The 12,660-nt window shown below is 39.6% G+C and carries 12 protein-coding genes and 3 pseudogenes; 2 read left to right on the forward strand and 13 right to left on the reverse strand.

The annotated features are described in order from the left end of the window. Positions 1 to 23: 23 nt before the first annotated feature. Positions 24 to 415: pseudogene (locus C3Z13_RS08825) on the forward strand (IS1595 family transposase); the annotation flags it as partial. A gap of 116 nt (positions 416 to 531) precedes the next feature. Here C3Z13_RS08825 and C3Z13_RS08830 read toward each other — a convergent pair. The 13 genes and pseudogenes from C3Z13_RS08830 to C3Z13_RS08890 all read right to left on the reverse strand — a co-directional run bounded on the left by C3Z13_RS08830 (position 532) and on the right by C3Z13_RS08890 (position 11,325). Further along, positions 532 to 960 carry a F0F1 ATP synthase subunit epsilon gene (locus C3Z13_RS08830; protein WP_103855668.1) on the reverse strand — a complete coding sequence of 143 codons (429 nt, stop codon included), beginning with the start codon at positions 958 to 960 and terminating at the stop codon, positions 532 to 534. A gap of 39 nt (positions 961 to 999) precedes the next feature. Continuing rightward, entirely contained in the window at positions 1,000 to 2,373 is a 1,374-nt protein-coding gene (gene atpD, locus C3Z13_RS08835) for a F0F1 ATP synthase subunit beta (RefSeq protein ID WP_103855669.1), read from the reverse strand. Positions 2,374 to 2,389: 16 nt separating this feature from the next. Beyond that, a pseudogene (gene atpG, locus C3Z13_RS08840) lies at positions 2,390 to 3,258 on the reverse strand (F0F1 ATP synthase subunit gamma). A gap of 22 nt (positions 3,259 to 3,280) precedes the next feature. Continuing rightward, positions 3,281 to 4,822, reverse strand: a complete 1,542-nt coding sequence (atpA, locus tag C3Z13_RS08845) for a F0F1 ATP synthase subunit alpha (protein ID WP_103855670.1) — start codon at positions 4,820 to 4,822, stop codon at positions 3,281 to 3,283. A 12-nt stretch (positions 4,823 to 4,834) separates the two neighbouring features. Next, positions 4,835 to 5,392 (reverse strand): F0F1 ATP synthase subunit delta, encoded by a 558-nt coding sequence (atpH, locus tag C3Z13_RS08850; RefSeq protein WP_103855671.1) that lies wholly within the window; start codon positions 5,390 to 5,392, stop codon positions 4,835 to 4,837. Positions 5,393 to 5,405: 13 nt separating this feature from the next. Continuing rightward, positions 5,406 to 5,876, reverse strand: a complete 471-nt coding sequence (gene atpF / locus C3Z13_RS08855; protein ID WP_017806727.1) for a F0F1 ATP synthase subunit B — start codon at positions 5,874 to 5,876, stop codon at positions 5,406 to 5,408. A gap of 73 nt (positions 5,877 to 5,949) precedes the next feature. After that, positions 5,950 to 6,204, reverse strand: a complete 255-nt coding sequence (atpE, locus tag C3Z13_RS08860; protein ID WP_005539567.1) for a F0F1 ATP synthase subunit C — start codon at positions 6,202 to 6,204, stop codon at positions 5,950 to 5,952. A 77-nt stretch (positions 6,205 to 6,281) separates the two neighbouring features. Further along, entirely contained in the window at positions 6,282 to 7,070 is a 789-nt protein-coding gene (gene atpB / locus C3Z13_RS08865; RefSeq protein ID WP_103855672.1) for a F0F1 ATP synthase subunit A, read from the reverse strand. Between the two features lie 23 nt (positions 7,071 to 7,093). Continuing rightward, positions 7,094 to 7,477 (reverse strand): ATP synthase subunit I, encoded by a 384-nt coding sequence (locus tag C3Z13_RS08870; RefSeq protein ID WP_103855673.1) that lies wholly within the window; start codon positions 7,475 to 7,477, stop codon positions 7,094 to 7,096. A 139-nt stretch (positions 7,478 to 7,616) separates the two neighbouring features. Next, on the reverse strand, positions 7,617 to 8,240 hold the full coding sequence (rsmG, locus tag C3Z13_RS08875; protein WP_103855674.1) for a 16S rRNA (guanine(527)-N(7))-methyltransferase RsmG: 624 nt from the start codon (positions 8,238 to 8,240) through the stop codon (positions 7,617 to 7,619). A 9-nt stretch (positions 8,241 to 8,249) separates the two neighbouring features. After that, a pseudogene (gene mnmG, locus C3Z13_RS08880) lies at positions 8,250 to 10,138 on the reverse strand (tRNA uridine-5-carboxymethylaminomethyl(34) synthesis enzyme MnmG). Positions 10,139 to 10,603: 465 nt separating this feature from the next. Further along, entirely contained in the window at positions 10,604 to 11,047 is a 444-nt protein-coding gene (gene mioC / locus C3Z13_RS08885; RefSeq protein ID WP_103855676.1) for an FMN-binding protein MioC, read from the reverse strand. Positions 11,048 to 11,106: 59 nt separating this feature from the next. Further along, entirely contained in the window at positions 11,107 to 11,325 is a 219-nt protein-coding gene (locus C3Z13_RS08890; protein ID WP_103854316.1) for a cell division protein ZapB, read from the reverse strand. 155 nt (positions 11,326 to 11,480) lie between these two features. Between C3Z13_RS08890 and glpX the strand changes: the two genes are divergently transcribed. After that, the gene (gene glpX, locus C3Z13_RS08895) at positions 11,481 to 12,494 is read left to right on the forward strand and encodes a class II fructose-bisphosphatase (protein ID WP_103855677.1); all 1,014 of its coding nucleotides are present in this window, start codon (positions 11,481 to 11,483) and stop codon (positions 12,492 to 12,494) included. Positions 12,495 to 12,660 lie beyond the last annotated feature (166 nt).

Below are 12,660 nucleotides of genomic sequence, written 5' to 3' on the forward strand. Positions count from 1 at the left end.
TTTTATGGTAAAAATAAAACGGGGGGCGAGGTGCGAAGGGTACTGCCGTTTTTGGTATGTTAAAACGAGATGGAAAAGTCTATACCGTTGTCGTTGAAAATACCAAGATAACTCCTTACTCCCTATTATTAAATAGGAAAATTATGCCTGATAGTATTGTTTACACCGATTATTATCGCAGTTACAATATACTAGATGTGAGCGAATCTAATCATTTCAGAATTAATCATTCAACCCATTTTTCCGAATCAAAAAATCACATTAATGGGATTGAAAATTTCTGTAATCAGGCTAAAGAGAGATCAGAAAATATAACATAATTGATAAGAAATCCTTTCCGTTATTCTTGAAAGAATGTGAGTTTCAGTTTAACTTTGGTACACTAAAAGAACAGCTAAAAACACTGCTATTTTAGTGTGGAATTTAGGCCTTATCTAATACAGCCCAAAATATTTTTTAGATTATTTAGCTAAGGAAAGAAAAACCACCCGAAGGTGGTTTTTTAAATACAGTAAAGAAAGTGCGGTAAAATTAGCGTTTGTTTTTGACTAATTTTTCTGTCAGTTCGTAAGCGCGTAGTTTAGCAAGCTCTTTAGAGAGTTTCGCGGCGAGCATTTCGTAGTTGGCGTCTTTTGCGTTGGCTACGATATTTTGTTCTGCCTGGCGTTTCGCTTCTAAAATGCGATCACCATCAAGCTCTTTACCACGAATTGCGACATCCGCTAGGACAGTAACGACATTGGGTTGAACTTCTAAAAAGCCACCTGAAACGTAGATAACTTCTTCATTGCCATTTTCTAAGGTCAATTTGACGATACCCGGTTTGATTGCCGTTAATAATGGGGTGTGGCCCGGTAAGATACCAAGCTCCCCTTCAATCCCTGTGGCTTGAATACTTTTTACTTGACCAGTAAAAATGCTTTCTTCTGCACTTACAACCGTTAAATTTAATGTTGCCATTGTGATTCTCCTTCAAGTGTTTAATCAGGCTTGAAGTGATTACATATTTTTGGCTTTTTCTAGCACTTCATCAATAGAACCAACCATATAGAACGCTTGTTCTGGGATATGGTCATATTCACCTTCTAAAATACCTTTGAAACCGCGAATAGTCTCTTTTAATGAAACATATTTACCCGGTGAGCCAGTGAACACTTCTGCAACGAAGAACGGTTGTGATAAGAAACGTTCGATTTTACGCGCACGCGCTACCACAAGTTTATCTTCTTCAGAAAGCTCGTCCATACCAAGAATCGCGATGATGTCTTTCAATTCTTTATAGCGTTGTAAGATACCCTGTACGCCACGTGCTACATCATAATGCTCTTGGCCAACCACTAATGGGTCTAATTGGCGAGAAGTTGAATCAAGGGGATCTACCGCTGGGTAAATACCTAATGACGCAATTTGACGGCTTAATACTACCGTTGAGTCTAAGTGCGCAAAGGTCGTTGCTGGCGATGGGTCAGTTAAGTCATCGGCAGGTACATAAACCGCTTGTACGGAGGTGATAGAACCTGTTTTGGTAGAGGTGATACGCTCTTGTAATGCCCCCATTTCTTCTGCTAGGGTTGGTTGGTAACCTACCGCAGATGGCATACGACCTAATAATGCGGATACTTCTGTCCCTGCTAGGGTGTAACGATAAATATTATCCACGAAGAATAATACATCACGACCTTCATCACGGAATTTTTCCGCCATAGTTAAACCGGTTAATGCAACACGCAGACGGTTACCTGGTGGCTCGTTCATTTGTCCGTAAACAAGGGATACTTTGTCTAATACGTTAGATTCCGTCATTTCATGGTAGAAGTCGTTACCTTCACGGGTACGTTCACCTACCCCTGCAAATACGGAGTAACCTGAGTGTTCGATCGCAATATTACGGATTAATTCCATCATATTTACGGTTTTACCTACACCCGCACCACCGAATAAACCAACTTTACCCCCTTTTGCAAATGGGCAGATTAAGTCGATAACTTTGATCCCTGTTTCAAGCAATTCTGTGCTGTTTGCTTGATCTTCATAGCTTGGTGCTGGTCGGTGAATTGACCAAGTTTCTTCTGCACCAATTGGGCCTTGTTCGTCAATTGGTTCACCCAGTACGTTCATAATACGTCCTAGGGTTTTTGTTCCCACTGGAACGGAAATTGGTTTGCCAGTGTTAGACACGGATAAACCACGTTTTAAACCATCTGATGAACCCATTGCGATACAACGTACGATTCCACCGCCTAATTGCTGTTGAACTTCAAGCACTAAGCCTGTTTCAACGTTTAAGGCATCATATACTTTTGGTACTGCATCTTGTGGAAATTCAACGTCAATAACCGCACCGATGATTTGTACAATTTTTCCAGTTGCCATTATCGATCCTCTTTACTTAAATTGCCGCTGCACCAGCAACAATTTCATTTAATTCATTTGTAATACTTGTTTGGCGAGCTTTGTTGTAAACTAATTGCAAGTCTTTAATTAAGTTTCCTGCATTATCAGTTGCCGCTTTCATCGCCACCATTCGTGCCGCTTGCTCAGAAGCCAAATTTTCAACTACCGCTTGATACACTTGAGATTCTAAATAACGAACCAATAAACTATCTAACAACACTTTTGGATCAGGTTCGTAAATGTAGTCCCAAGATTGTGCGCTTTTACCTAAATCATCATTATCTAATTCAGGCAAAGGAACAAGTTTTTCTAAAGTAGATTTTTGCGACATTGTGTTGATGAACTTATTGTAAGCAATGTAGATCGCATCTAATTTGCCTTCTCTATAAGCATCAAACATTTGATTTGCCGTACCAATTAATTCTTCAACAGAAGGCGTATCGCCCATTCCTGAATTTTGTGCAGTAATATTCAAGCCAAGAGATTGGAAAAAACCGATACCTTTCGCACCGATTAAACCCAGTGAAACTTCCACTTGTTTTCTTTCCAACCTTTGATTTCTTGAAGTGCGGTCTTAAATAAGTTGATATTTAAACCGCCACATAATCCACGATCTGTTGAAACAAGTAGGATACCTACTTTTTTTACTTCTCGTTCCACTAAAAACGGATGTTTGTAACCAATACTGGCTTTTGACACGTGGCTAATCACGCGGCGTATGGCTTGAGCATACGGGCGTGAAGATGACATTCGATCCTGCGTTTTACGCATTTTCGATGCTGCAACCATTTCCATTGCCTTAGTAATTTTTTGCGTACTTTGAACACTGGAAATTTTGGTTCTTATCTCTTTTGCACCTGCCATTGATGTTCTCCGTTAATGTGAATTACCAAGCACTGTTTGCTTTGAAATTGTCTAAAATCGCTTGCAATGTTGCTTTGATTTCATCATTGTAATCGCCAGTTTTGGTTAATCCGTCCATAAAATCAGCATAGTTATGTGCTGCATATTCTAAAAGGGCAGATTCAAAAGAAGCGATACGATCTAATTCAACATCTTCTAAATAACCAAATTCAACGGCAAATAGTACTAATGCTTGTTGCGCCACGCTTAATGGAGAATATTGTTTTTGTTTCAATAATTCCGTTACTTTCTGACCGTGAGAAAGTTGTTTGCGTGTTGCATCATCAAGATCTGAAGCAAATTGTGCGAATGCTGCTAATTCACGATATTGCGCAAGTGCGGTACGAATACCACCCGCTAATTTTTTGATGACTTTAGTTTGTGCTGCACCACCCACACGAGATACCGAAATACCTGGGTTTACCGCAGGACGAATACCTGAGTTAAAGAGATTAGATTCTAAGAAAATCTGACCATCGGTAATGGAAATTACGTTGGTTGGTACGAAAGCTGATACGTCACCTGCTTGGGTTTCAATAATTGGTAATGCAGTTAAAGAACCTGTTTTACCTGTTACTTTACCTTGTGTGAAACGTTCAACATATTCTGCATTAACACGAGAAGCACGCTCAAGTAAGCGAGAGTGTAAATAGAATACATCACCAGGGAAAGCTTCACGACCTGGTGGACGGCGTAATAACAATGAAATTTGACGATAAGCAACCGCTTGTTTAGATAAATCATCATAAACGATGAGTGCATCTTCACCGCGATCACGGAAATATTCACCCATTGTACAACCTGCATAAGGCGCTAAATATTGTAACGCAGCAGATTCTGATGCAGATGCCACAACTACGATGGTATTTTTTAATGCGCCGTGTTCTTCTAATTTACGCACTACGTTAGCAATGGTTGATGCTTTTTGACCAATCGCCACATAGATACATTTAATGCCAGAATCTTTTTGGTTGATGATGGCATCAATAGCTAATGCTGTTTTACCTGTTTGACGGTCACCGATAATTAACTCACGCTGACCACGACCGATTGGCACCATTGAGTCCACCGCTTTATAACCAGTTTGAACAGGCTGATCAACAGATTTACGATCGATAACCCCTGGTGCGATAACTTCAACAGGCGCATAACCATCGTTTTCAATTTCGCCTTTACCATCAATTGGCTGACCAAGGGTATTCACCACGCGACCTAATAAACCACGGCCTACTGGCACTTCAAGAATACGTCCTGTACATTGAACTTCCATACCTTCAGAAAGATCAGTATAAGGCCCCATTACAACCGCACCCACCGAATCACGCTCTAGGTTAAGTGCCATTGCATAACGATTGTCGGGTAATGCAATCATTTCCCCTTGCATTACATCGCTTAAACCGTGGATACGAATAACCCCATCGCTCACAGAAACAATGGTTCCTGTGTTGCGCGGTTCGCTTACCACGTTAAATTCGGCAATGCGTTTTTTAATTAATTCACTAATTTCAGTCGAATTTAGTTGCATCTTTTATTCCTCTTATAATTGCAACTCATTTGCAAGACGAGCCAGTTGCCCACGGCTACTTCCGTCAATGACAAAATCATCTGTACGAATAATAACACCAGCAATCAGTGCATTATCTACGCTGCAATTTAATTTAACTTTACGAGCAAGTTTCTTTTCCATTGCGGCTGCAATTTTAGCTTGTTGCTCTGCACTTAATGGTTGAGCTGAGATGACTTCCACATCTGCAATCGCTTGGTGTTCACTCACATAATGTTGGAACAGTGCAAATACCGCTGGAAGTACAGTTAAACGCTTATTTTCAGCCATTAACCGAATCAAATTTTGCCCATATTGATCAAGTTGGTCGCCACAAATTGAAATCACCGTATCAGCAACTTTGCTGGCAGATAAATCACCTGTTAGGAAATCTTGCATCTCTTTATTTTCAACAACTTGAGAAGCAAAATTTAGCATTTCTGCCCATTTTTCCACCGCACTTTTGTTTTGTGCTTTTTGTGCTTGTTGCTCGATAGCAAAATCAAATGCTGCTTTTGCATAAGGGCGAGCTATGGTAGTTAATTCTGACATAAGCCCAACCTTCTTATAGTTCTGCAACTAATTTTTCAATAATGTCATTGTTTGCCGCTTCATCAACCGTGCGACCCACAATTTTCTCAGCACCTGCAACCGCTAAAGAGGCTACTTTCGCTCGTAATTCTTCTTGAACACGTTTACGCTCTGTCTCAATCTCAGCGTGGCCTTGTTCAATAATTCTTGCTTTTAATGCTTCCGCTTCAGCTTTCACTTCTTCTAGGATTTCATTGCGACGTTTATTCGCTAAATCCACAATTTCTTGTGCTTGAAGTTTCGCTTGATTAATTTCTTGCTCCACCAATGTTTTGGTTTCAGCTTGCTCTTTTCGTGCGACTTCTGCTGCAGCTAAAGCATTAGCAATTGAGCTTTGACGCTCTTCAATTGCTTTAATAATTGGTGGCCAAACATATTTCATACAAAACCACACAAATAGTGCGAATGCAATAAGCTGACCAATTAATGTTGCATTTAAGTTCACAACGCCCTCCTCAATAATGTCATCAATGTTACCCGTTTAGGGTAAAGCTTGGTTGTACAAACAACGCTGACAATTATTGTAATAATCCGATGAATGGGTTTGCGAAAATGAAAAGTAACGAAATACCTACTGCAATCATTGCGATAGCATCTAAAAGACCAGCAACGATAAACATTTTAGTTTGTAAGCTACTTGCTAATTCAGGCTGACGCGCAGAAGATTCTAAGAATTTGCCGCCTAAAATAGCAAAGCCAATTGCTGTACCTAATGCTGCGAAAGCAAGTAGGATTGATGCACCAATAATCGTAGCTGTAATTACAGTTTCCATAGTTTTCTCCGTTAGATTTAAGAAAGTCAGCCTAATTGGCTGGGTTAGTTAATAAAAATCGTTAAATAGTTTTGTTTTTAATGTTCCGCTTTGTTATAAGCGATACTTAAATAAACAATCGTTAGCATCATAAAGATAAACGCTTGTAAGGTGATAACCAAAATATGGAAAATCGCCCAAGCAAGATGTAATGGAATGCCGAGTGAAGCAATCGCCATATTGGCACTATACATTACCGCAATCAAAATAAAGATAAGCTCACCTGCGTACATATTCCCGAACAAACGGAAACCTAATGAAATAGGTTTAGCAAGCAAGGTTACAGATTCAAGAATTAAGTTTACTGGAATGAAAGCCCAGTGATTGAAAGGGTGGAGCGTATATTCTTTAACAAAACCACTCAATCCTTTAGACTTGATGGTATAGAAAATAATGAGGAAGAAGACACAAATAGCCATACCAAGGGTAGCACTAATATCTGCCGTTGGAACCGCTCTTAAATAATGAACACCGAATAGATTTGCCACTTGCGGTAAGAAATCCACAGGGATTAAATCGATGGCATTCATAATGAACACCCAGCAGAAAATGGTTAGCCCTAATGGTGCAATAACATTGCGTGGCCCGTGAAAATTTTCTTTTACCACGCCATCAACCCATTCTACGATCATTTCTACAAAGCATTGCAATTTGCCTGGTACGCCAGAAGTGGCTTTTTTACCCACTTTATAGAAAACGAAAAGGAAAATAATGGCCGATACTGCTGAAAAGAAAAGCGTATCTAAGTGAACGTGCCAGAAAGAATCCCCTGTTTTAAGAAATTCTAAATGGTGTTGAATATACCCTGCGGTTGTAAGGTCAGACATAGTTTAATCCCTTGAAATTTAAACTAAATTCTAAAAAATTTACTTACCATTAAAGGCATCAGGTTATTTAGTAATAACCCTAAAATATAACCAGCAAAGAAAGCAATATAATTCATTTCAGCAAAAAATTTGAATGCTAATACGATAAAAATGATCGTACATATAAATTTTATTGCCCCACCTCGATAAAATGTGGTTAATTTATGATTGTTTTTCTGCTTTATAAAAAACACCAGAAAAACAAATAAACAATGCGGAACAAAAATCGCTAATGATCCGAGTAAAAAAGACACCGCACTTACGGATTGCGATGCGCTTAATATTGCAAAAATGACAATAAAAACGAGCAATTCTATGCTCAATGCAACCTGATATTTCTTTTTAACTTGTTTTATGATTGCAGACATTTGTCACTTTGTTTAAAAATCAAACGAACCTAACTTAAAATAGCCTATTAATTATACTCAAAATGGATTAGATAGCAATAAATAGACTATAGAATAACTTGTTTATTTTATTATAAATTCAAAAAAGGTTCAAAAAATTTTAACCTTTATTTAACAAAACAAGGTTTCTTTCGCCAATTAATTCTGGAACTGTTAAGTTGATCACATTTTTTATCATAAAATCGGCTGATAATTGCTCCACTTCCTCTTGATGATATTGTCCTTTTAGGGCATAAAAAGTGCCATTTTCATCAACCAAGTGCTGACACCAGTCGGTCATATCTTTTAATGATGCAAAAGCGCGGCTTAATACGCCATCAAATAACTCTTCAGGCTGATAATCTTCAACTCGGCTTAATACAGGAATCACGTTGGTAATGCCAAGCTCACGCAAGGCATTACGGATAAAGCTAATGCGTTTGCCTAAACTATCTAACAACACAAAGGTTTTATCTGGATTAATAATGGCTAAAGGTAAGCCAGGTAAGCCTGGCCCTGTTCCCACATCAATAAAACGATCACCTTGTAAGTAAGGACTGACAACAAGGCTATCCATAATATGTTTCACTAGCATTTCCTGCGGATCACGCACAGAAGTGAGGTTGTAAGCCTTATTCCATTTATCCAACAACACCACAAGCTTAACGAGCTGATCTTTTTGCTGATCGCTCACAGAAAGTGCGGTGCTTTTTAGCAGAAATTTAATTTTCTTTGAGTTGTTCAATGTTAGCCATTATTCACCACGCTTTAACATACCTTGTTTTTCAGATTCACCAATAAAATGGAAATGGCCGCAGGTGTTACGCCAGAAATACGACTTGCTTGCCCAATTGAGGTTGGACGATGTTGCATTAATTTTGACCGCACTTCATTAGATAGCCCAGATACCGCATCATAATCAAAATTATCCGGAATTTCGGTATTCTCATAACGTTTTTGGCGTGCTATTTCTTCTTGCTGATGTTCAATATAACCTTGATATTTAATCGCAATTTCCACTTGTTCTGCTGCTTCTTTATCTTCAATCGCAGGCGCAAATGGGGTTAATTGAGTCAGAGATTGATAATTCACTTCTGGGCGGCGTAATAAATCTTCGCCACTTGCCTCACGGGTTAATGGGCTATTCAGCAATTCATTAGCTTCAGCCAAATATTCAGAACGCGGATGCAACCAAATGCTACGCAAACGCTGGCGCTCTAATTCAATATTTTCCATTTTTTGATTAAACCGCGCCCAACGTTTTTCATCAATTAAGCCCAGTTTATGCGCCGTTGGAGTTAAACGAATATCCGCATTATCTTCACGCAGCAATAAACGGTATTCCGCACGGGAGGTAAACACGCGATAAGGTTCTTTGGTGCCTAAAGTACAAAGATCGTCCACCAACACACCAATATAAGCTTGATCACGATGTGGATACCAGCTGTCTTTGTCTTGTACATAAAGCCCCGCATTAATTCCAGCCAATAATCCTTGCGCCGCAGCTTCTTCATAACCTGTCGTACCATTAATTTGGCCAGCAAAAAATAAACCTTTAATGGCTTTGGTTTCTAAGGTAGGTTTTAAATCACGGGGATCAAAATAATCATACTCAATGGCATAACCCGGTTTGATAATGCGAGCATTTTCCAATCCTTTCATTGAATTGACGATGCCCATTTGCACATCAAATGGCAAACTCGTAGAAATACCATTTGGATAAACTTCATTGGACGTTAAACCTTCAGGCTCAAGGTAAATTTGGTGCGAATTACGTTCAGCAAAGCGCATTACTTTATCTTCAATGGAAGGACAATAACGCGGCCCAATCCCTTCAATCACGCCGGCATACATCGGACTACGATCCAAATTATTACGGATCAATTCGTGGGTTTGCTCGTTGGTATGGGTGATATAGCAAGGAATTTGGCGTGGGTGCTGATCCACCGATCCCATAAAAGAAAAAACCGGTAATTTTTCATCGCCGTGTTGTTTTGCTAACACATCAAAATTAATGGTTCTCGCATCAATACGCGGTGGGGTACCTGTTTTTAAACGATCCACGCGCAAATTCAGATCGCGCAGGCGATGAGCTAGACTCACTGATGCAGGATCGCCTGCACGCCCACCGGCATAATTTTCCATACCAATATGGATCTTACCCGATAAAAACGTCCCAGCGGTTAAGATCACCGATTTAGCTCGAAACTTTAATCCCATTTTGGTTTCCACACCTGCAACGCGATCTTGTTCGATCAAAATATCCGTCACTTCTTGTTGGAAAATATCTAAATTCGGTTGATTTTCAAGAGCGATCCTTACCGCTTGGCGGTATAACACGCGATCCGCTTGCGCGCGCGTAGCACGTACGGCAGGGCCTTTACTGCTATTTAAAGTACGAAATTGAATACCTGCTTGATCCGCCGCAGTGGCCATTAAACCACCCATTGCATCAATTTCTTTAACTAAATGCCCCTTACCAATGCCACCAATGGCTGGGTTGCAAGACATTTGCCCTAATGTATCCACATTGTGCGTTAATAATAATGTTTTTAATCCCATTCGTGCTGGCGCAAGAGCTGCTTCTGTACCTGCGTGTCCACCACCAATCACAATCACATCATAACTTTCCGTATAAAACATAATAACCTTAATTGCGTGATAAATTTGATCTTCATAAAAGTAACCGCGTATTCTACATCAAATTGATCGTAGCTTAAATCGAAGATTGAAGATCCAGTGAATTTTGTTCGCTCGATCAAAGGATCAGAAAGAAGATCTTTGCCTTATTAATATAAGATCTCTTTTATATATAAAGATCTTATTATGATAATTATTAGGATCGCTGATCCTTGTGTATAAGGCTAATTTTCGCTTAAAAATAAAGGGGTTAGATCCTTTTTTAGGTTGTTTAGATCACCTATTGATCTAGCTGTATATGTTGTGAGTAAAAGTGAAGGTTATCCACAATGAAGCTTTTTATTATTTTTATTTACAGAATAATACAATATTTAGACAAGTTTTTACTAAGTTATCCACAGGGTGGTAGATAAGGGATCATTAAAAGCGAGTATGGCGATCTGATGAGATGATCATCAGATCTGAAGATTAAAGATGAGATAAAAAAGTCGGGATCCAATTTTCGGCATACTGTTCTTGATCGTCCACTGCAAGGACATCAATTTTTAAAGGATCGCAAATTTGCACCGCACTTTGTTGGGTTAAACATTCTTGCACAATGTTCACCGCATTGCAGAAGGTATCATAATCGGAATTTCCTAACCCGATCACCGCAAAGCGCAAATGAGATAAATCTGGTTTTTGTGCGCTAATTTCATCAAATAAAGGTTTAAGATTATCAGGCAATTCGCCAGCACCGTGGGTGGAAGTAACAATTAGCCAAAGATTTTCATCAGCCACTTCAGCAAAATCAGGCCCGTGCAAAAGTGCGGTGGAAATTTGCTGAGTTTCTAGCACTTGTTGTAAATGTTCAGCCACATATTCTGCACCGCCGAGGGTGCTGCCTGTTATTAAACATACTTTTTTAGTCATTTTTACTCCTAAAAATAAGGCTTAGATAATCACCTAAGCCTTTATTTTTATTTTGAAAATTAAACGTTATCAATACGACCTAATAAAGAGCGTAAACGTTCTTGCCAGTTTTGATGTTCGCTCTTAAGCTGTTCATTCTCATTGCGTAATGATTCATTTTGTTGTTGCGCTTGGCTATTTTTTTCTTTTAATTCTTCAACTTCTAATTGAAGTAATTCAATGGTTTCAACCGCTTGTTTAATTTTTGCTTCAAGTTGGTCTAAAATTTCTAACGACATAGTGGATTCCTTTTAAAAAATGGTTAATGAACATAGATGTATGCTTATTCTACCTGAGTTTATTGATTTCGCAAAAAATTTTATCTTTTTATAACGCAATCGTTTGCGAAAGTGATAGAATACGCCGATTTTCAAACAACCAAAGGATCAAAAAAATGAATAGAGCATTAGCCATTGAATTTTCTCGAGTTACTGAAGCCGCGGCACTTGCTGGTTTTGCTTGGTTGGGGCGTGGAGATAAAAATGCTGCCGATGATGCGGCGGTGCAAGCGATGCGATTGATGTTAAATCAAATTGAAATGCGTGGCGAAGTGGTGATTGGTGAAGGCGAAATTGATGAAGCGCCAATGCTCTATATTGGAGAAAAAATTGGTACAGGGGCTGGCGAAGAAGTATCTATTGCTGTTGATCCCATTGAAGGCACAAGAATGACCGCAATGGGGCAACCGAATGCTCTTTCCGTGTTAGCCGCAGGGGGAAAAGACACCTTTTTACGCGCGCCTGATATGTATATGGAAAAATTGGTGGTTGGCCCTGAAGCCAAAGGAATGATCGACCTAAACTTACCACTGGAACAAAACTTGCGCCGTGTGGCATCAAAAATGGGTAAATTGCTTTCTCAATTAACGGTGATCACCTTAGATAAGCCGCGCCATGCGGAAGTGATCAAAAAAATGCAGCAGCTAGGCGTGAAAGTCTTAGCCATTCCCGATGGCGATGTGGCCGCGTCAATTTTATGTTGTTTGCCTGATGGTGGTGCAGATATGCTCTATGGCATTGGCGGTGCGCCTGAAGGGGTGGTGGCTGCCGCAGCCATTCGTGCTTTAGGGGGGGAAATGCAGGCGCGTTTAATTCCACGTCATCAAGTCAAAGGCAGCTCGCCAGAAAATCAATCTATTGCCGCTGATGAAATCCGCCGTTGCCAAGAAATGGGCATTGAAGTGAACCAAGTGCTGAAATTAGAAGATTTAGTGCGTGATGATAATCTTGTTTTCTCCGCCACAGGAATTACCAATGGTGATTTACTCAAAGGTATTCACCGCCGTGGCAATCTTGCTACCACAGAAACCTTGCTCATTCGTGGCCGTTCACGCACCATTCGCCGTATTCAATCGGTGCATTATTTAGACAGAAAAGACACCGCACTTTACCGTTTAATTGATGCTTAATTGAATTTTTAGTTGCTTTATGCCCATCTAGGTGGAAATTTTCCGCCTAATGGGTTTTTAACGCCAATTACCGCAGATCAAAGTGCGGTGCTTTGCTTTTCTTTTTTTCATTATTTTTCAATTTGTTATTTCTCTTCTCATAGCCTATTTGAGATTTTTGCGAAAT

This window comes from Avibacterium endocarditidis, assembly GCF_002921145.1.
GTDB classification, from domain to species: domain Bacteria; phylum Pseudomonadota; class Gammaproteobacteria; order Enterobacterales; family Pasteurellaceae; genus Avibacterium; species Avibacterium endocarditidis.